At 33.6% G+C, this 20672-nt stretch carries 19 protein-coding genes; 9 read left to right on the top strand and 10 right to left on the bottom strand.

All coding sequences use genetic code 11. The annotated features are described in order from the left end of the window. Window positions 1-38 precede the first annotated feature (38 nt). From E0Y80_RS08195 to E0Y80_RS08185, 3 genes are all read right to left on the bottom strand, one after another. On the bottom strand, window positions 39-2570 hold the full coding sequence (locus E0Y80_RS08195; protein WP_156307182.1) for a phosphocholine-specific phospholipase C: 2532 nt from the start codon (window positions 2568-2570) through the stop codon (window positions 39-41). Window positions 2571-2790: 220 nt separating this feature from the next. After that, entirely contained in the window at window positions 2791-3813 is a 1023-nt protein-coding gene (locus E0Y80_RS08190; protein ID WP_156307181.1) for a pirin family protein, read from the bottom strand. Between the two features lie 159 nt (window positions 3814-3972). Beyond that, window positions 3973-5232: a glucuronyl esterase domain-containing protein gene (locus E0Y80_RS08185; RefSeq protein ID WP_197091521.1), complete on the bottom strand. Its 1260-nt coding sequence runs from the start codon at window positions 5230-5232 to the stop codon at window positions 3973-3975. A 232-nt stretch (window positions 5233-5464) separates the two neighbouring features. Between E0Y80_RS08185 and E0Y80_RS08180 the strand changes: the two genes are divergently transcribed. The 4 genes from E0Y80_RS08180 to E0Y80_RS08165 are packed head-to-tail and all read left to right on the top strand — an operon-like array spanning window position 5465 to window position 9900. Then, the gene (locus tag E0Y80_RS08180; RefSeq protein WP_156307180.1) at window positions 5465-6061 is read left to right on the top strand and encodes an RNA polymerase sigma factor; all 597 of its coding nucleotides are present in this window, start codon (window positions 5465-5467) and stop codon (window positions 6059-6061) included. 6 nt (window positions 6062-6067) lie between these two features. Then, the gene (locus E0Y80_RS08175) at window positions 6068-6778 is read left to right on the top strand and encodes a hypothetical protein (protein ID WP_156307179.1); all 711 of its coding nucleotides are present in this window, start codon (window positions 6068-6070) and stop codon (window positions 6776-6778) included. 34 nt (window positions 6779-6812) lie between these two features. After that, a complete protein-coding gene (locus tag E0Y80_RS08170; protein ID WP_156307178.1) occupies window positions 6813-7184 on the top strand; it encodes a hypothetical protein in 372 nt (123 codons plus the stop codon). A gap of 4 nt (window positions 7185-7188) precedes the next feature. After that, window positions 7189-9900 (top strand): CHAT domain-containing protein, encoded by a 2712-nt coding sequence (locus E0Y80_RS08165; RefSeq protein ID WP_156307177.1) that lies wholly within the window; start codon window positions 7189-7191, stop codon window positions 9898-9900. A 2-nt stretch (window positions 9901-9902) separates the two neighbouring features. Here E0Y80_RS08165 and E0Y80_RS08160 read toward each other — a convergent pair whose 3' ends face one another. The 3 genes from E0Y80_RS08160 to E0Y80_RS08150 all read right to left on the bottom strand — a co-directional run bounded on the left by E0Y80_RS08160 (window position 9903) and on the right by E0Y80_RS08150 (window position 11898). Further along, window positions 9903-10430: a hypothetical protein gene (locus E0Y80_RS08160; protein ID WP_156307176.1), complete on the bottom strand. Its 528-nt coding sequence runs from the start codon at window positions 10428-10430 to the stop codon at window positions 9903-9905. Then, window positions 10427-11329 (bottom strand): hypothetical protein, encoded by a 903-nt coding sequence (locus E0Y80_RS08155; RefSeq protein WP_156307175.1) that lies wholly within the window; start codon window positions 11327-11329, stop codon window positions 10427-10429. The genes E0Y80_RS08160 and E0Y80_RS08155 overlap by 4 nt, the downstream gene beginning before the upstream one ends. A 161-nt stretch (window positions 11330-11490) precedes the next feature. Next, window positions 11491-11898: a hypothetical protein gene (locus tag E0Y80_RS08150; RefSeq protein ID WP_156307174.1), complete on the bottom strand. Its 408-nt coding sequence runs from the start codon at window positions 11896-11898 to the stop codon at window positions 11491-11493. Between the two features lie 489 nt (window positions 11899-12387). Here E0Y80_RS08150 and E0Y80_RS08145 point away from each other — a divergent pair, with 489 nt between their 5' ends. The 3 genes from E0Y80_RS08145 (at window position 12388) to E0Y80_RS08135 (ending at window position 14235) form a co-directional block, all read left to right on the top strand. Further along, window positions 12388-13311, top strand: a complete 924-nt coding sequence (locus E0Y80_RS08145; RefSeq protein WP_197091520.1) for a sensor histidine kinase — start codon at window positions 12388-12390, stop codon at window positions 13309-13311. Between the two features lie 81 nt (window positions 13312-13392). Then, window positions 13393-13731 (top strand): hypothetical protein, encoded by a 339-nt coding sequence (locus E0Y80_RS08140; RefSeq protein ID WP_156307172.1) that lies wholly within the window; start codon window positions 13393-13395, stop codon window positions 13729-13731. 30 nt (window positions 13732-13761) lie between these two features. Next, the gene (locus tag E0Y80_RS08135; protein ID WP_156307171.1) at window positions 13762-14235 is read left to right on the top strand and encodes a hypothetical protein; all 474 of its coding nucleotides are present in this window, start codon (window positions 13762-13764) and stop codon (window positions 14233-14235) included. Window positions 14236-14322: 87 nt separating this feature from the next. Here the strand turns inward: E0Y80_RS08135 and E0Y80_RS08130 are convergent, their stop codons facing one another. The 3 genes from E0Y80_RS08130 to E0Y80_RS08120 all read right to left on the bottom strand — a co-directional run bounded on the left by E0Y80_RS08130 (window position 14323) and on the right by E0Y80_RS08120 (window position 18189). Next, window positions 14323-16593 (bottom strand): cation:proton antiporter, encoded by a 2271-nt coding sequence (locus E0Y80_RS08130; RefSeq protein WP_156307170.1) that lies wholly within the window; start codon window positions 16591-16593, stop codon window positions 14323-14325. Window positions 16594-16739: 146 nt separating this feature from the next. Beyond that, window positions 16740-17462: a LytR/AlgR family response regulator transcription factor gene (locus tag E0Y80_RS08125; protein ID WP_156307169.1), complete on the bottom strand. Its 723-nt coding sequence runs from the start codon at window positions 17460-17462 to the stop codon at window positions 16740-16742. Continuing rightward, window positions 17428-18189, bottom strand: coding sequence for a histidine kinase (locus E0Y80_RS08120; RefSeq protein WP_197091519.1), 762 nt, complete (start codon window positions 18187-18189; stop codon window positions 17428-17430). Before E0Y80_RS08120 ends, E0Y80_RS08125 begins: the two co-directional genes overlap by 35 nt. Before the next feature lie 200 nt (window positions 18190-18389). On the opposite strand from E0Y80_RS08120, the gene E0Y80_RS08115 reads away from it, so the two are divergent. Both E0Y80_RS08115 and E0Y80_RS08110 read left to right on the top strand, forming a co-directional pair. Beyond that, the gene (locus tag E0Y80_RS08115; protein ID WP_156307168.1) at window positions 18390-19307 is read left to right on the top strand and encodes a hypothetical protein; all 918 of its coding nucleotides are present in this window, start codon (window positions 18390-18392) and stop codon (window positions 19305-19307) included. Between the two features lie 6 nt (window positions 19308-19313). Beyond that, window positions 19314-19739: a hypothetical protein gene (locus E0Y80_RS08110; protein WP_156307167.1), complete on the top strand. Its 426-nt coding sequence runs from the start codon at window positions 19314-19316 to the stop codon at window positions 19737-19739. Between the two features lie 16 nt (window positions 19740-19755). On the opposite strand, the gene E0Y80_RS08105 is transcribed toward E0Y80_RS08110, so the two are convergent. After that, complete coding sequence (locus E0Y80_RS08105; RefSeq protein WP_156307166.1) at window positions 19756-20556, bottom strand: hypothetical protein; 801 nt, start codon at window positions 20554-20556, stop codon at window positions 19756-19758. Between the last annotated feature and the right edge of the window lie 116 nt (window positions 20557-20672).

The raw sequence follows: 20672 nt of genomic DNA, 5'->3' as shown, positions 1-20672 counted from the left end.
TTTAATTTATGTTCAAATTTTTTCTAACCGTTAAAAATTTAATCTCTATTAATTAATGGATCTGTAAAACTTTCTTTTCCTGTTTCTATTCTTCCGGCAAATCGTTGGTAAAAATTTTGATCTGAATCACTACTAACCTTAAAATCATACCATCCGAAACTACTAACTAAATCAATCACTATAGTTTGTGACGAATTTGCAAGAATTTCTTTGTTGAATAGTTCTCCTTTTTTATAACTTTTGTCGGTAATCTTTATTTTGATAGGTTTATTTCCTGAATTTCGAATATTAACTTCGATGTTTCCAGTAGGTAGTTTTGTAACTTTTTTTACAGACGCCTGCAAACTTATTTGAATGTTTGGATCTGCTTCTGGACCTGAAAACTCCCTGTAAAATCCATTTGGTCCATATAAATGCAACAAATACTTTCCATGATCGAATGCTTCTATCGGCCATTCATATTGAATTTCGTCACCTGCTTTAACAGCAAAAGACCAATTCTTACAGACTTCCACATTCTCAGAATTTACTTTATAGTTCTCTGGCGCATAAACTGTAAATGCTGAACCTGCAGATTTTTTTCCAAAAATTGCATTTCCTGCTTTCATGGAAAGTCTAAATTTACTTTTATTAATCAAATTGCCGCTTACATTTAATTCATAAGGCAACGCAGTAGAAACCCTTTTGCCAATTTCTTGCTGCGACATTAATTTAGAATAATCCCCCGTTTTCTTTGCTTCAAAGATTTGCTGTTCACTCAACTCCTTGAAATTCCCCGGATCTTCCTTGAACTTTGCACTATAAATAGTTTCGAGAAAAGGATTCCGTTCGATAAATTTAATCTGTTCTTCTTTTGGTTGAAAGGGTGAAAAAGCAGACGTCAAATCTCCACAAATAGTTCTTCTCCAGGCACTGATATTACTTAAATGAATGTTCTTTTTATATTTTTGATTTACAAAAGTTTCCAAAAACTGTAGGGTTGAGGTATGATCAAATAATTGAGAACAAACCTTTCCTCCACGGCTCCAAGGTGATGCTATAATCATTGGAACACGAAATCCTAGACCTACTGCACCTTCACGAGCTTGTTTTTCTGGAACACCTTGTTTAATCTCATTGGCGAGACGGACAATTTCTATTTCTGTATCAATACCATTCGATACTTTTCCTGTTTCAGGTTTATTATTATCAGGAATGCTGAATGGAGGTATATGATCATAATAACCATCATTCTCATCATAGGTAACAATAAAAATTGTTTTCTTCCAGACTTCTGGATTCTTAGTCAGTATATCTAAGATCTCCGAAACATACCATGCACCATACCATGGGGCGCTTGGATGGTCCGAAAAATTCTGGGGACCTGCTAACCAGGATACAGTTGGAAGTTTTCCTGATTTTACATCCTCTTGAAATTGATAAAATAAATTGCCCTTTGGAACAGCTAGTTCACGATCGGTATCCTTGTCTTTATAGGTTAGTTTATCTAAAGTACGATAATCAACATCGCCTTCATTTGTGATAAAGGCACGTTTGTAAAGGCTTTTCTGCTTGGCACTTAGCTTTTCAAAATTAACCTTATCCCATTTTGCTATTTCTGCATGTGCATCATCCAATGCTTTCTGCTTATCTCTAATACTTGCCTGAACTTTTTTTGCACGATCTTCACTAGAAGGACTTTCTTCTTGAAGTTTATTGATTTCACCAGGTAATGTTTCTATGCGAGTTTGTAAACTCTCGATATACCGATCTCGAAATTTAACTTGGTAAACCTCAAAGAATTCCAAAAGGTTACATCCAAAATTACTTAACCAAGAACGCTCTTCGCCTTGGAATCCTCCGCCAGAACTCAGCTCATTTTGATAGAAACCCCAGCTAATTCCATTGTCCTCTAAAAGTTCTGGAAATGTCTTCCATTTCTGTTTTCCATAAGAATAATCTTCATTGCGGATGTTTGCCTTTTGCAGATTATCTTCTTCACTCATGATCTTGCCGGTCCAGAAAAATGAACGATTCGGTGTGGTACTCGTCATAGCTGAACAAAAGTTCTGATCACAAATCGTAAAGGCATCAGCCATTGCATAATTAAAAGATAAATCTTCGCGTGAATAATGTCCTAAGGTTAAAGGCATTTCCGCGTATTTCTTATTTCCAGACCTTTTGGAAGGAAGCCAATTGTCGTATTTTCCAAAATGATAAGCATCCACCTGACTTGCACGTGAATGCGGAAGGTCTCCCGTCCAAGTACTCTTGCTGTCTTTAATATTTAATCGAAACGGGGCATAAGTCTTCCCGTTGAGGTCTGTTTGAAACCAAACTGGCATTTTATTCGGAAGTAGGACCGCCCTTGGGTCATTGAATCCTCGAACTCCCGACAAGGTGCCAAATGCATGGTCAAATGATCGGTTTTCCTGCATTAGAATAACAATATGCTCTGCATCTAAATAGGTGCTTCCAGGTTCTGGATCTATTGCCATTGCCCTTTGTATCGAGGATGGAAGTACATTGACCACCCCTGTAGCTCCTGAAAGCATGATGACTTTCCGCAAGAATTCTCTTCTATTATCCATGGTTTATTTGTTTAGGTAAAACTAATTTAAACCTTTAAAAAGAGTTTTAAAGCAGAATGAACATATTATTTTATTGTTAAGATATAATTGTTACGGATTTATTTGATTACCTAATTATCGATATAATGCTCTAAATGAGTTAGGTACTCTATAAATATGAAAAGGACCTAATGCGCTAGGTCCTTTTCATTTATGTATAGAATTATTCTGTCCTTAATGATTAAGGTTTATCGATTTCCTTATCAAAATTGTAACTAGCAAACCTACCTGAATCTTTAGGATTAACTAGGTCTGTTTCTTGATCTCCCCAAGGCCAGCCCCCAAATTGAGTCCTACGATAATCATTAAAGGCTTCTTGAAGCTCTTTCTCGGAACTCATAACAAAAGGTCCGTATGCAAATACTGGCTCATTGATAGGTTCTCCTTCCAATATTAAAATCTTAGCCTTTTGATCAGCATTCGTAATAACGATTTCCTCATCTCCAGAAAGGTCAGCAATAAATCGCTCCTGCATTGTATGGCTATCTACTGAAATAGTGGAGGTACCATCATAAAAGAATACAAATCTATTCATGGTTTTAGATACCGGCTTAAGCGTAAATTTTGCTCCAGGATCTAATTCAACCAAAGCAATTCCTACATGATGCGATGGGTCTATTGCCCAAGAATTTTCTAATGCTTCCTGTCCTTTTATTCCATAATATTCTCCTAAAATAACCTTTAGGTTGATATTTGCTCCATTTTCATCCTTAAATTGACCCCTTGGAATCTTTTCATTCCACAACATTTTATAATCTGGTTCCGTGAATTTACTTTGAGAAGGTAGGTTTAACCAAATTTGAAATAAACGGAATGGGTTGTCATTTTCATCGTCCAATAACGGAAACATTTCTCCGTGTAAAACACCTGATCCTGCACTCATCAATTGAACATCTCCATTACCGTAACGTCCTTTTGAACCTTTTGAGTCAAAGTGGTCAGCAAATCCTTCCTCAACAATAGTCACAATTTCAAAACCTCGATGTGGATGGTGTGGGAAGCCAGGAATTGTTTCCCCATGGTACATACGCCATTTAGCCTCACGATCAAAATCATTTCCAAGGTTTTTGCCTTTTAGTAGAGAAGGGTCGGGCCCCATTTGGCCATTTCCTTTTGGATATTGGTCGTAATGGTAAGCTCCCAAAATATATGGATCACGGATTGGCATTGGACCAACTACTTTTGTAATATTTTTAACTTTCATAATGTTTAAATTTAATTTATAATAAGATAACAAATGGCACACCAAACTGGTCTATTTGTCAGTTAGTTACCCTTTGGTAACCTAGTTACCTGAGGGTAACTCTTGATTGATCTGCGATACAATCCGTTTTTCAAATCTTTAATAATCCATTATGTTTTATCATTTGAAGTGTTTGTCAGCAAAATTTAAATAACAGTACCAATCATATGAATTTACGTCATGTATCCCTGCTCGTATATGATATCCAATATCATTGTAAATAGGTTGATGAATACCTGGAGGAGATTCATTCATTAATCCTTTCTTTCTGTAAAGTTGGTAAACCGGACTTGCAAAATAGGCAGACTGATATTCACCTTTAGGATCAGCCCAAAGATCTTCCTCTGCACTGGCAACATAAACTGGTCTTGGTGCAATTAAAGCAATTAACATATGTTGATCAAATGGCATTTCCTCTTCTTTGTTGTGATATTTATTAAGTGACTTCGCAAACCAGAATGGTTTGATGCTACTGACTACCGCAATCGTTTCTCCAAATTTCCTTTTTGCTAATGCAGCTCCACCTTCTCCTGAATTATTAGAAATTACCAAACTGAATCTTAAATCCTGCGCTCCAGCCCATAGAGCCGCTTTCCCCTGTCTAGAATGCCCTAACAAAGCAATTTTACTCTGATCAACCTCTTTAATGGTCTCTAAATAGTCAACTATTCTCGAGGATCCCCATGCCCAAACTCCAATCGCCTCCCAATTGTCCTCTTGACTCTGTCTTTCTTCATAATCCGAAAATAATGCCGCAGCACTTTGATTCTTAAAACCTTCCTCATCTGGAAACATATCATGATAGCACATCGTTGCTATGCCATATCCTCGACCAATAATTTGTTCATAATCCCAACGATTTGACTGAATACCTCGAATCCAATCGTTGTGGCTTGGCTTCCGGACTAGTTTGAAATTATCACTATAAAGAATAGATGAATCCGCAATTGTACTATGGTTGCCTTTAAAGTTATATCCGACTATAACTGGAATTTTCTTCTTTACATGATTGGGTAAGATTAATAATAGGAGGGTATTTAATGTTTTTCCGTTTTTTGAAAAGGACATTTTAACCTGTCTCATCGTGGCTTTACCATTTAGGAAATCCTTATTTTCACTCAATAGTTCATATGTCACCGGTATATGCTCATTCGATGTTTTCCCATACATTTCTGAACTGTATAAATCTAGTATTTCCGGTCTACGTATCGTTTCCCATTGTTTTTTATTGCTAATCTGTTGTCCACTATTCGATTTTAACAGTTCCGGAAGTGTATAATCTGGGACTTTTGATTCATCATAATTAATGACCTGTCCATTAGCCATTGAAAAGATAAAAATGCTGAGAATAAAAGTTTGAATCACTATTAGGATTTTCATAATTCAAGATTAGGTTGAGATGTTTCTCATTAATTTATGGAAAATAAATGGATAACAAGGAAATATGATTCTTAAAATTTTAAAAAATAATTCTAAATATTGTTTCCATTTAGCTTTCTTTTTTCGACTAATATACAAGAAGATTATATGTTGTAACTTGCTAAAACAAAACAGTTTAAATTAATGTATTATGATTAAATATTATTAGATTTATATAACCTAAATTTTTAAAATGTGGATTTCTCTAGGTAGAAGTAACTTCGATGAGGATTGCATAAAAGGAATTCAACAAAACTATCCTCAGCGACAGATTTGGGAAAATAAATTATATATGGCTTATCGATATATGATTAAAGATGCCATCTATAAGCATAAATTAAATGAAGATGAAGCATCAATGGCTTATTCTGATGCAATATTAGCTACTATCCATCAAATTGATTCCAATAAATTCCAACAGCGAAGTTCTTTAAAAACATATATTTTTAAAATTTTTCAATTTAAATGTATCGACCTTTTGAGAGCTAATCAGACTCAAAAAAGTGGTCACAATAAAACTGAAATGTTAGAAGATTATTTAGAATTATTGCCTGATGAACAGCAAGATATATTAAGAATGTTAAGTGTGAAATATGAAGTTGATTTGCTAAAAACAAAGATCCAAGCTATGGATGAACGTTGTAAGACCATTATACTGGCATGGGGGGAAGGTTATAAGGATAGCGAAATTGCGGAGGAATTAGGCTATCAATCTTCTGCAGTTGCTAAAACCTCTAGACTTAGATGCTTGGAGAAACTAAAAAAACTTTATCATATAATTAGAAACTGATAAATCATGAAAGAGCAGATTGAAGATTATTTTAATGGAACCTTGTCCGAAGATGAAAGGAAGCAATTTGAATTAGAATTACTTTCTAACGCTATGCTTGCGGAAGATGTTGCATTCTACCTTCAAGCTAAACAAGCTGCAAAAGCTATTGCTCATGATAATTTATTGCAAGAAAAACATCAACAGTGGACAATGCTTTCCCAAAAGAAAGATCGTAGCAAAAGAAATCAGTGGATTGGAATTGCAGCATCCCTTTTATTAATCATTAGCATCGGTTTCTATTTTAATTGGTTTCAATCGAATCTTAGTGCTGAAGCAAATGCCATTGTTAGTAACAATCTTAAAAACTACCCTGTTCATTTAGGTGAAGAAAAAAGTAATTTAAAAGAAGCTATTCATTTATATAATGAACAACAGTATGAAGAGAGCTCTTTAATCGCGATGAATATCCTTAAGGAAAACCCCAATGATGCCGAAGGTTTAAAAATATTGGGATTGTCCCAGATGCAATTGAAGGCCTATGATGAGGCTATAAATACTTTTACACAATTAGATAAACAAAATGAATTAATCAATAATCCTGCAAAGTATTATATGGCTCTTGCCCATTTAGTCAGAAATCAAAAGGATGATGAATTGAAAGGTAAAGAATTATTAGAAATTGTCCTGAAAGAGAATCTTCCTGGTAAACAAGAAGCTATTAAATTATTAGAATAACCAAAAAATTAATCAATACAAAATTACTAAAGCTATGACACAAAATGCGTTGATTCGGAAAAACGGTGAATTTATAATTAAAGATCAAATAATCTTTAAATATTCAAAACCAGTAACTGCTCAGGAAGTAAAACAACAAGCCGGTTATTTTTTAGGTAAGAAAGCCATTGAGAATGGCATCGGAATTAAATCATTGGATAAGAAAAAGCATGTTTTTTTAGTTGCCGCAAAGGGAGCCCATCTGCTAAATGGGGAGGAAGTGGCTAGTGGATTTGTTAAAGGTGGAACAATTCCTCCGCCGCCAAGACCCATTTACCCATCGGACATCATGTTTAACACACTAATCATTAAACAAACCGGATTGAAAAATGAATCATTTTTCAAAGCTTCTTCCTTCATGAAATGATTTGATGAAATTATTCTTATTGATCTTGTTGTTTATCCTTTCTTTCATACCCAGTAAAGGACAGACTTCTTTTTCATCGAAAGTATGGAACCGATTCTACGAATTGGTACAGCTTCCTATTGACCAGCAGGTTGATGGATTCAAAAAATTACAACATGAATGCATTAAACAAAATTTAACTAATGATTCTACCTATACCAATTTGCTTTTCTTATATGCTACGGCTCAATTTGATTCGAATAAAATAGATACCGCAATTTCATTACTCAAAGAATCTATTCAAATCAGTAAAAATAATCCATCCAAAAATCCAATCCCATATCTCTCTAAATATCATTTTTACTTGGGTTATTACCAAAGCCAAATCAGCAAGTTCGAAAGTGCCGTAAGCAACTATCATATAGCCTATGACCTAGGAGTCAAAAAATATAATAAATGGGGAATTCCTTCTTTGGCCTGTCAACAGCTGTCTCATCTTTACTATGAAATTGGGGATTATAAACTTGGGTTAAAATATGCTACTTTGGGTGTGCAGCTTGATGAAAAAAACCAAGATGTCAATCAGTTCATAAATAATCTTTATGAGCAATGTATAAACCTACATGCATTAGATCTTCATATTGACCTTCAACCCAAATTGGATTCCTTATTGTCTTTTTCCGAATTGTATGCCGATCCTTTTAAAAAAGGTCTTTTCTATACCCTTTTGGCAAAGGTTGAAACGAATAACAAAGAATATGAAAAGGCAGAAAAAGCTTTTTTACAAGCAAATGAATTCTTTCATCAAAGTAATGAACAGGAATATAGCGTTATGAATTATGTAGCATTACAATATTTATCCATTTTAAGGCAAGATTATTCGAAAAGCTTATATTATGAAAAACTGGCAACTTCAAAGACAGAAATACCCTTTATCAAATCGGTTTTATTTGCTAATAAATCATTGTACTTTAAACAAATCCACGATTATGGAAATGCTTTAAAATATATAGATCAGTCCTTAAAAGCATTGCCAATTGATTTTTCCATTCAATCGAAAAACAACAACCCTTCTGCCGAACAACTTCGAAAACTTCCACAAAAGGAATATGCTTTTAATGCCCTGTTTGAAAAAGCGGAAATACTTTCCCTAAATAGAAATACCTGGCAACAATCGCTTGAAACTTACACCTTGCTGGACAGCTTGGTAGATTTAATGCGATGGCAGCACCAAGATATTGGCTCCAAATTGTTTTGGCGGGAAAAATTAAACTCTCTGTATGAAAAAGCTATCGAAACATGTTTCAATCTGAATAAACCCGAAATGGTGTTCTTCTTTATGGAAAAGAGTCGCTCAGCACTTTTAGTTGATCAGCTCAATCATAATATGGCAAATTTTAGCCTTCCATTAAATGTAGCAAATAAAGAGACTGCCTTGAGATTGGAGGTAATTCGAAATCAGTATGCAAATAATAAACAGGAACTAGCAGATTATTTACAAGCTAGATCCAAATTTGATGATTATGTAAATTACTTGGAACAAAATTATCCTCAATATTATGAATTAAAATATGGCAATAAAGTTCCTTCAGTATCTGAAGTGAAACAATATTTGTCTAAAAACAAACAGAGTATCTACAGTTATTTTGAGGGAAAGAATTACCTATACGCTTTATTAATTAATGAAAAAACGCTTTCATTAAAAAAGATTCCATCCAATTCCTACCAAAAGAATAAACTTGATTTTTCAACTATGTTAGCCAATTCAAATTGGTCAAAATCAGATTTAAATCAATTTTTATCCTGTGCTAATAATTTGTACGAGTTAGTATGGAAACCATTTGAAAAAGAAGCAACTTCTCGAATAATTATTTCCACAAGTGGAAATATCATTCCTTTTGCTGCATTTTCAACTTCAAATAATAAACCTGATTATTTGCTGAATAAGTATGCTTTTAGTTATATCTACTCAGCACGTGCCCTGTTGGCTCAATCCAATCAGAATAGCAAACAGAGTTCAAAGAAACCCGAGTTTTTAGGCATTGCTCCAGTTAATTTTCCCTATAATCAATCCTTAATAAGCTTAAATGGTTCTGCTCAAGCTATTGAAAATAATGCCAATTTGTTCCATTCTTCAAAGACCTTTCTAGAAAATGAAGCTAACCTGTCCAATTTTGAAATCTATTGGCCACAGGCTAAAGTTGTCCAAATAATCAGTCATGCATATGCTGATTCAGAACTTGGAAAGCCTACAATTTATTTTGCGGATGAAGGCCTATCATTAGAAAACATCAAAACACAGGAGGTGCAGACCCAATTATTGATGCTCTCTGCATGCCGGACAGGCATTGGTAAGGACTATAAGGGAGAAGGTGTTTTTAGTTTATCCCGAGGTTTTTTTGGCACTGGAGTTCCTAGTATTTACAGTACCCTTTGGGATATTTTGGATGTAGATGCCTATGCAATTTCAAATATGATCCTTGCACTTGTCAAATCAAAAGTTCCTTTAGATATCGCCTTGCAAAAAGCTCAAATAGAGTGGATGAAGGATGCAGATCAAAATAAGCAATTACCGCATGCCTGGGCAGGAATTATCCTATTAGGTGATAGTGCTCCTCTTAGCGAAGAATCTAATTTCAAAATATGGATTTACTTCGCTTTCGCAGTTGGATTGCTAATCATCATTGGAACTTATATAGGTCTGAGATCACGCAAAAAAAGAAAACTTAACCATTAATCCTATTCAATGGAAAATAAATTATGGTAAATGGTATCAACCTTTTCAACTCTTGAAAATACATTTCCAATTCTTAGTACCTTACAATCATGATTTAATACTTGGACGGAAAACAAAGGAAATTCCTTATTCTTAGAAATAAAATATAGGGCTTGGGATCTGATAACTGCATTATATAAGGCTGTATCTCTTGTTGCTAATGATTGTATATGACTAACCCGAGCTTGATTTAACTTGTGAACAGCTGATTTAATAGATCCATTTCTCGTGAGGACCTTTTCTTGGATTAATTGATGGTCCGATTTCAAAAGAATCATATTATTTGTAGTATAACTATATTTTCCAGTCTTTAACGGGTCAGTAAAAAAATTGTACATATGATTAACTTTCGTAATGCTGAATAAAATTCTAGTTAGGATTTCAGCTGTATACGAATTGAACTTAAATTGACTCGGCAGGGTATGTAGGACAACCATTAATTGACAAGTCAAAAAAACATAGACAAATGATTTATAATATATAGTTTTCATGATTTCTTATTTTGAAAAATTGTTATGAAATCTTTTCTAAACAAAGGATACCAAGCTATCAGGTTAATGATAATTAATAAGGTTCCAAAGGGGACTAAACCCATAAATAGAACGATAAATGCATGCATTCCAACTATACCAATCAACAAAAGGCTTCTGATCATCGGAATGAATATCAACAAAGGATAAAATAATTCCATAAAAACCACTATACATCCTGAGATGGCAAAGAAGGATGCAGCAAAATAATTCGGAAAAGGAATCAATTGGTAAGTTGGGTCAGATATGCTTAAAAATAAGAATTCGCCATTAAGCCAACTCGGCATCTGCACTTTACCGATACCTGCCGAAAAATAGGTAATCATCAGGTAAATCTGAATGGCTCGAACTGCAATTTGTTGGATAGAATTAGTAGTTGGTTTTATCTTTTTCTGAAATAGAGATTTTGAATATCCACTAGGGAAAATACATAGGAAGAAAAGTAAAACACTCTGATATAAATCAACACCATATAGATAGGGATATAGCTGAAATGAAAATAACAGAAAGCATAAAAAAGATATAATCGAGGTAATGCCTGTTTTGTATCCTATTGCTAAAAGACTTAAAGAAAGAATGTAGGTAAATGATAGGATATTCAATAATAGGGTAGGACTGATGAAATTGGTGAATTTTTGTAAATGGGGTTCAAACCAAAATGAATTGGCATTGGTAACTTCCCAATTGATCATCCCATTATAGGCCAATAGCACATCATAGTCCAATAAGAAAAGTAGAAAATTGAATAATGAAAATAAGGCTATTCCTATTCGGAAATATTCGAATTGCGATGTCGCATATCCATACGAAGGATATGCAAAAATGTTCGCTTTAACTTGATATGGAATTTGAAAGTTCATGATGATGAGAATTATAGATATAAATAAGAAAAATGAGCTACAGTTCTGATTTCTAGTATGTTTTATATGTTAATGTAATTTTTTGCCAATAGCATAGGTAGAAAAAGATATTGTAGCTCATTTGTAATTCCGAAGCTTGATTAGCTTTTGGAATAGGTTGATTATTTGGATACAATCGCTTCCAATTGATTGAAACGTTGAGCTCCGAGTTTGGACTTCATAGCTTCTAGGACATTTTTGGAAGTTGCCAACACCCATCCTGAATGGATCAGGATATTATTGGCAACACTGCCCGGATTTTTGGAGAATCCACCTCCCAAAGCTCTAACATGTTTTACTGACCTTGCTGTCGCAATGGACAATTCACCTCGTTCATTGAATACAGGTATATAATCCTTACCTAAAATCTTTTTAATCTCGGCTTGTTCTGTTTTACTGAATGTTGGAGCAATTGCCCTTACTTTAATAAACTCCCCGTTTTGATTGAGTTGATCTTTAACTTTTACTTGAGCATTTGCTGTAAATGATAGCGCAGTCAATAGTGCTGAAAATAAAACAACTGATTTCATGATTATAATTAATTATTTATCGCCCTACTCTTTACAGGATTTTCGGATACTCCTTAAAACTTTAACCGTTTCAAAATCTTAGTCGAAAAGCGTAATAAGGAGGGAAACAAAAATTTTAAAAAATTTAAAAGTTTGTTTGTTTAAACCTGATGCATGGTAAATGAGTTAAAATTCCAAAGAGAATGGGATGTTAAGATTTCTGGACAGATCTTAATTAGGAAACATTTTTTAGATTATCATGTTGTTAATGTTAGTGCTTAAATATTAAGGTAAAGCCTATATAGTTTAAGAACTTTGAGCTTTTTTAAAAAAAAACTAAATCCTCTTACTTTTATGTCTTTGAAAATTAACCCTCTACAGATCCTTGCTGAAAAATCTTATTTTATGATTTTTTCATTTGATTCCTTGACAGGGAGGATGGAGTATATGAATAATTCATCCCGCACATTTTTAGATTTTGACCGTAACAACTCCAATTTCTCAGAATTTTTGAAACAAATTGATACTAAGGATAAAGAACTAATCTTAAATGAACTCAAGAATGTAGAGGAAACATCCATAGAAAAAATGGTTATCAAGTTAAAAAAAAATGAAAAGCTTTATTTCTTAAGTTTAAACTTTTACCATTATATAGAATCAGGTCATGGAAAGATTATAGCTTTAATAGATGACATAACAGAAGAAATCGAGTTCCAGCATAATATTCTTACACACAATGCTAAAAAAAATGCGATTTTAAATATTTTAAGTCATGATATTGCAGGTTCTCTTGCAACCATTAATAATCTGGTTGATTATTCTGTAAGACAAGCCGAAAAGGATGATCAAAAATCTTTTAAGTCTGCATTAAAAGGTATTAAAGATATTGGTTCAAGTAATATGTCGTTAATTAGAAGCTTCTTGAAAAAAGAATTTCTAACCACTTTAAGCGTTCCGCTGAATTTTGTTAAAACAGATCTTGTTAAATGCCTGCAAGGATTTCTTGAACAGTATATGATTAGAGAACCCGAATTAGGAGTGAAGTTTCACTTTATAACAGATTCTCCATCAATTTCCATGGATCTCGATGAAGATAAATTTATTCAGGTAATCAATAATTTACTTTCCAACTCTTTAAAATTTACTCCCGAAGATGGTGATATTACCATCTCAGTGAAAAATTTCGATGAAATGGTTGAAGTTTCAATAAGAGATACAGGGATAGGAATTCCTGATAATTTGAAAACCAATTTATTTGAAAAGTTCAATCCTCAAAAGAGGGAAGGACTTCATGGAGAATCATCTCATGGAATGGGCCTCTGGATAGTGAAGACTGTCATAGAGTGGATGGGTGGAACCATGGATTTTGAAAGCAGCGAACAGAATGGAACGGTTTTCAATATTCAATTGCCTAAATTCAAAATCAAAATATAAAATGAAATCCTTAATATTTTATACTATTTTTAATATATAAGCTTAATAATGTAATACCAATCCAATTAAACTTTATTGATTATGATGAAGCTGATTTTTATTGTTTTAACTACTCTTTTCCTCATTTCATGTAGCAAGGACGATGTGGAGTCAAGTGGCCTCGTTGGAAAATGGAAAAGCGAAAATAGTGATGGATACCCAAAATTTTCCTTTGCAGCGAATAAAACCTTTGAATGGTCGGTAAATGATCAAATGTCCAGTAAGGGGACCTATTCAATTTCAGGCTCACATCTATATCTTAAACATGGGAATCGATATAAATTCATTTTTAAAGTGGATGAAAATATTCTTTCATTTTCAAGATCCGATGGAGAGTTTGGACAAGATTTTTCAAGCAGCTATTACCTTGTTAGAGAATAGAGAATTTTTCATTTACAATTTTTCCTGTATATGAAGAGGTATCGATTTACTTATTGGAATGTAATAGTATTTTTATGTTATATTATTATTAGAATTGGTATCTGTTTGCTACCTGTTTATTTATTTGATTTACCTGATTTATTTAATATTATTTGTTTCACTGGAATTGTTTTTCCTACTGTTTATTTGTTTCTGAAGTTTATTTATGAAGATGATGGAAAAACATTATTGATTAATGAGGAAAATGAGATAGTTTTGATTCAAAAAAACAAGAATGAAATTATTTTAACAAATTCTACAAAAGTAATCGTCAATTGTTCTGTTGCTTTGAAACGTAAAGTGTTTCCTTTATTGATTGAAAAAAACATGTATTATATTCTTTTTCAAGACCATAATAATCAAGAAGTGATTGTTACCTCAATTTTAAACAAGGATTTAATTAAATTAATTGAAGATCGAATTGACCCCCATAAAATAGAGTATAATTATTTTATGAAATATTAAAATCATACATCTATAAGGGATAATATAGGAAAAGTTTCCCTCAGTAAAATAGAGCATTTTAATGCAAATAATGGTTCCTATCCACTACTATTTTTTTATAACCAATACAGAGGTCATTTCAGATTGCCAAATTTTGTTGTTTTCTACTAATTCTCGCCAGCTCTCAGCACTAATCAATAATAAATCATGCTCTTTAAATAATTTGCCATCCAATTCTGTCGCTTCAAATTTGCTAATATGATTAGGTGCTTGCAAACCAATGGCTCGAATCATTTCAGCGGCTTTTTTATCATTCTGAAGAATATGATGTAAATCAATGATAGTTACCTGAGATTGAGAATTATGGATGAATTTTTGGATATAGGGCAATAATTCCAAATCTTTATTTCCATAAATTGGAAGTAAGATTTTATCCAAATTCTTTAATCCCTTGTCCATGAAAATCCCTACAGGTACTTTTGTTTTATGCATAATCTGTATGGTACTATCAGAAAATGAAGAATTATTAAAAGGACTTTCCTTTTCCTTTGCCCTATAAATCAAATTTTCTGGATTAATTATTCTGGTAGTAACTCCAAGGATTTTACCTAGAAATGTTCCATCATAAATAGATTGTCCAATTCCAATCAGAAGTAGATCAAAATCTCCATCATTGGCTATTTCTGCAACATCTGCCTCCAGGTTACTGGATGCTTTAAATAGGGTACTGATCTTTTGTTCTAAGAACCTTGATTCTTTTAAAATCGGTTCAAATGTGTCAAATTCATATAAATCTGAATTTAGATAGGTCAAATCACTTGTTGGAGTGAGGTGCATCGCGGTAATGGATGAACTTTGGTCCAATTGCTTTACCATTCCACTGGCAACTTTCAGTAGTGAAGGACTTGTTTCTGGATTCCCGAAAGATATTAGGATATTATACTTGCCTTGTCGACTGATTTCCTCTGGTATCACATCAGAAGTTGATTTAAAGATTCTATTGAATAAGTCGATTGCTGGACCAGTCATAAAAGTTGTTACCAGAGCCATTATCACCATCATGGCAAATATTTCAGCGTCTAAAACTCCTAAATCAAAACCAATATTTAATACGATAAGTTCCATTAATCCACGGGTATTCATCAATGCACCAATGGTCAAACTGTCTTTCCAGTTCTGTCCCATAAATTTGGCTGCTAGGGAACTTCCTACAAATTTGCCAACAACGGCAACTAAAATAATCCAGCCGGTTACTTTCCATAAGTAGGGTTCATTTAACAGTCCTATTTCTGTCCTTAATCCTGTAAATACAAAGAATAGGGGTAAGAGCAGGACTAAGGCTACGTCTTCTACCTTTTCGATAAATATATTCCTGAACCTGGAGTTTTCGGGCATAATAGCACCTGCCATAAATGCTCCAAATAGAGCATGTATTCCGATAACCTCTGTAAGATATGAGGATACCAATAAGGTCAAAAAGAAGATCGCAACAATGGATTTATTAAGGTTTTCTCGAGTAGAATGAATATCACCAATCCTTTTAAGAAATGGGCGTACAACCTTAATCATTAATAATACATAGGCTATTGCCAATGCAATCACATACAGTGAGCTAACAAATGATCCTGCTTTCACGATAGCAATAACGGCGGCTAAAAGACACCAAGCAGTAATGTCGTCTGCAGCTGCACAGGTGATGGCAATGGTTCCAACCCTGGTTTTCTGCATATTACGTTCTTGAACAATCCTTGCTAATACTGGAAAGGCTGTTATGCTCATGGAAATACCAATAAACAAGGCGAATGAAGAGAAAGCAATTCCTTCGGGAGCAAAGCTTTGATAGATAAAATAGGCCAATCCAACACCTAATGCGAACGGAAGTATTATGCTTGCATGGCTAATGACTACGGCATCATGAGCTTTTTTCTGAAGTACTTTTAAATCCAGCTCCATGCCAATAACGAACATAAACAGGATCAATCCAATCTGGCTCAAAAACTGAAGGTTCCCAAAAGAGGCTTCTGGAAACAATGCAGCAGAAAAGTCTGGAAAATACATGCCCAAGAAGGATGGACCTAAGGCTATACCTGCAATGATTTCACCAATTACGGAGGGTTGGCCAATTTTTTTGAAAAGCCAACCAAATAGCCTTGCAACTAATATAATGACAATAATCTGTACCAATAAAATAGCAAGGGGATGTTGTAAGTTATGCAACATGGAACTCTGAAACTCTTCCCAATTGGAAAGGTTGGAGCCCATATTTTCAACATGCCTTCCTTCTTCCATAAATGAACCATGGTTGATGATCCAATAAATTAATGAGGAAAATCCTCCAATAATGACAATATAAAAGAAGCTACTTTTTAAATTCTTCATACACTAATTCCTCTTTCTATTTTAGTTTTGGCGTCTTTTCTGCGCAGTCAGACGGGATGAAAATAGAAATTAATAAATTTAAAAAACCTGCTTAACAGCTTCTAAAGGCAAAAAATGTAACGAAAGGGAGCTTTTTTGTAGCGAAACTATAAACTCAACTTTTGAATAAAGGTGGTTTTATAGATTTCACTCAAAGTAAAGACAAGAGGAGCATCAGTTCCTAAACTGAAGTTTGATTTGATTTCATCATGTGAAAAAGAACTGATGATGTTCATGGATATGATTTCTTTTTTATTGATTCTACAAAACTGCATTTCTGGAAGAATCTCTATTAACTTATCAAAGGAAATATTTTTTAAGGTTACTTCCTTCTGATCAAGGAGGCGAACGATTTTATCTCTGCTATCAAGTGAAGAGGTCTGTATATATGCAATTTGATCAAAGTATAGAAGATACTTACCTTGATCGGTATTTAATTGTACAAAATTTTTCTCCTCAATGGGTTTGCTACCTCGAATACTTAATAGCTTTTGGATGGCTTGTTTTAAGCGATCTATCTTTAGAGGCTTCCGGATATAATCTACGGCCTGTAGGTCAAATGCATCTGCTGCATATTCAGCATATGCAGTAATAAAGATAATCGGCTTATCTCTTAATTGTTCCGCTAATTCAAGTCCGTTTAAGTCCGGCATTTCAATATCGGAGATCAATAAATCATATTCCAACATAGGAAGTTCTGCCAATAAATCTTTCGGTGAAATAAAGGATTTAACGATTTCCAGATCTGGAATCTGCTGACATAATAATTTCAGATATTGTAAGCTTGGCAACTCATCATCGAGCAGCAAGCACCTTAGCTTTGTAGTCAAGTAGATTGATTTTTAAATGTGCGATATAAACATCTCCTTCAATGAATTTATCTAGTTTGTAATTTTCTTTGTAGACAATGTTCAATCTTTGCTCCAACATTTTGGATCCATAGCCGTCATTATTTTTCTGTATTGGCTCTTTATTTGATATTTTATTAGCTACTGTCAATGAGAATACATTGTCATTAAATTCAAAAGTAACGGAAATAAAAGAATTTGGACTTTGGATATCAGCATGTTTGAAAGCGTTTTCGATCAAGTCCGTACTTAACATAGGAACCATCAATTTTTGATTTAATAGCGGTTCATTTTCCCTGATTTTCTGTTTGACTTTTAAATCGAATAATGGACTGAGTTTTATCTTATTGATTTCTATCAAGCTCATTGCAAATGAAATCTCCTGCTGTGGCGTAACAAATTTCTTGCTGCTTTCATACAATATATAATCCAGTACATTAGAAAGAGAATCTAAGGAGTGGAAAGTCTGATAGGCATGTGACTGAATAGAGTTCAATACATTTTTAAATAGATGAGGATTTAACTTGTAATCAATGTCTTTCAATTGATGGCTATGTAATTCTCCTTCAATCTTATTGAGCTTATTGGTCAGGGATTTGACCTGTTTTTGGTTTCTGAACAAATAGACCAAAAGCAGAATTATGACAAGCAAAAGGGCCGTCATTATAATAACTGAATAGGTATTAAATTGAACTTGTACCAGTAACATATGGGTTTAAATATACTGGATTTAGAATGGTATCCAAAAATATTTCTCCAGCTTTTCAGTAAAAGATAGGCTGGTTTTGAACAGATTATAACTATTTTAGTTCTATATGAAAAAGTATCATTTATTAATCTACAGCTTTCTAATAGTGGGACTTGCGCAAGCGCAGCATGCCCATGAAAAACCGACAAGTTCCATAAATTTTGCACAAAAATTCTCAGAACTTCCAAAACAAGATAACCATTACCACCGATGATCCTTTTAATTTTAAATTTAACAAGGAACATGGCCACATACAAGGCATACAGTTGCATAAAGAATCAGGTACCGATTATTTATATATGACAAGGAGCAGTCCAGAAGCATCCTACATGATAAAGACGAAACTTGAAGGCACAAAGGCAACTGTTGTTGCTATCGATACACTCATGCTCGCACCTTATAAACACCCTGGAGGATTTCAAATATTCGAAGATTATCTTGCAGTGGGTATAGAAGACGACGATATGAGAAATACCTCTCGGGTAACAGTCTATAATTTGAAAAATGAAGGAAACCCATGGGAAACTCCATTGCACATTATTAAAAGAGATGGCAAATATGAACGGGTTACGGCAGGCTGTGTCGGAATGACTAGGGTTGGCAAAAACATATTAATAGTTGTCGGAAACTGGCATAGCCGGGATCTTGATTTTTATGTCTGCCCAATGGATAAATTTAAAAAAGGAGAAAACGGGTTTCAGCTTATCCAAAGTATCAATATGGCCCAAGTATCAAAAGAAGGATGGTCCGATCCTACATGGAGGGGATATCAGAACATCAACCTGTTTTCTGAAGGCAAAGATAATTTGTATCTCGTAGGCTTTGATGGCAATGGAACAGATCTATACGAATTTAAAATCACCAAAGCTTCTTTGGATGCCACTAAAAAACCGTCCAGCAATTCAATCCAAATTAAAAAGCTTAGTTCTGTGTTGTTTAAGCCTTCAGGAAATGCCTCCTTTGGCTCTGGGGCAGGAATTTTTAGTTCCCCAAAAGGGGAGATGATGCTCTTTGCTGCTCCTAGTGATGTTGGAGGTGAATCTACGATTAGCGTTTTTAGTAAGGATTATAAAAAATAGGTAAACATGAATAAGCTAAACAACTTTATTGAGAGATTAACTGAGTTTGAAAGAAACATAAGTGTGATTTCTACCGATTTAAGCAATAGAGTTAATAATGATACTTCATTCTTCAAATATTTGAACAGTGTTGATCCAAAGTATTTAAACGATATAAGGTTAATTTTAATTATGACAGCTGCCTTACAGCTTTCGGATACGGAGTCCATATATGATTCTTATGAGTTAACAGATATAGCTAAAATATTTGATATCCTTTTAAAGCAGCATAAATCTAATTTAGACCTAAATTTAGAAGCTATATACTTTAATTACAACGTAATGTCAGATAATAATAAGGCACTCGCCTTAATAAATGAGCTGGAAGAAAGACTGACTACAGAATTATCAAAAATTAACGAAATTAAAAATGAAATACGAAAAGAATTATAGAACACTGCCTAAATTATCACTGATACTTTTTTTGTTTTTCTCTAGTAAAAACGAACTGTAATGACATTTGTTCTTTAAGATGTTTTCCTCTTTTATAAATAACTGGTAGTTGTGTAATTGACCGAGCTACTCTTAAAGCTTCTTGTTTATAGATATCGGACTTCCCATTTATTTCTATTACAGAATCTACTTGCCCCAATTCGTTTGATGATACAAGTAAATAAACACGTTCTGGTTCTTCAATTGTAGGAAGCAATTTCCAATCTATAAGTGAGTCAATTGTCGTTCTTAGAGGAGATAGGTCCATAAAGAAGGGGGTGTTTTTAGATTTGGTATTGTCAAAATACAATGAATTTTTTAATAAACCTCTTTCAAAAACATACTCAAATTCATGTTCAAAAATAGATGAAAATCCCATATGTCTATAATATAAGAGTTTGCCTTTGTAAGCAGTTACTGTGTCTGAAAACCAATAGGCATGAACCTTTCCATTCGTAATTTTACCTTCAAAAAGAGTATTCAAATCTGCTTTTGCTGTTAAAGCCTCATTGTAAATATCAGTTAAATACAATTTGTCATTTATCAACTCCCAAAATGCAATATATCCTCTCCAGCAACCTGTAGAAGTAGAACTTAAAGAATCTGGAAACATTGGTTTTTCCCAAATATTGTGATCCTTCAAATCATATAGTGGTAAAGCATGCAAGTCCATTGTATCACCTTTAATAATCAAGCGATCTGGAGTTTGTTCGGTTGCATAAGTTTGAAAACATATGAAAAGGGAGAAAATCAATGTAATAATGGTTGTATATTTCATAATCATATGGATTTACTTTATGATGTATTACAATCATTTATTCCATAAATTTTTTAATTAGATTTTATTCTCACTTTAAAAAACTCATAGAAAAATTGAATATAGCTAACCTATAG

It is taken from the genome of Sphingobacterium endophyticum, from assembly GCF_009733535.1.
Lineage (GTDB): Bacteria > Bacteroidota > Bacteroidia > Sphingobacteriales > Sphingobacteriaceae > Sphingobacterium > Sphingobacterium endophyticum.
Note: the sequence above shows the minus strand (reverse complement) of the source record. Positions and strands in the feature narration are given on the sequence as shown.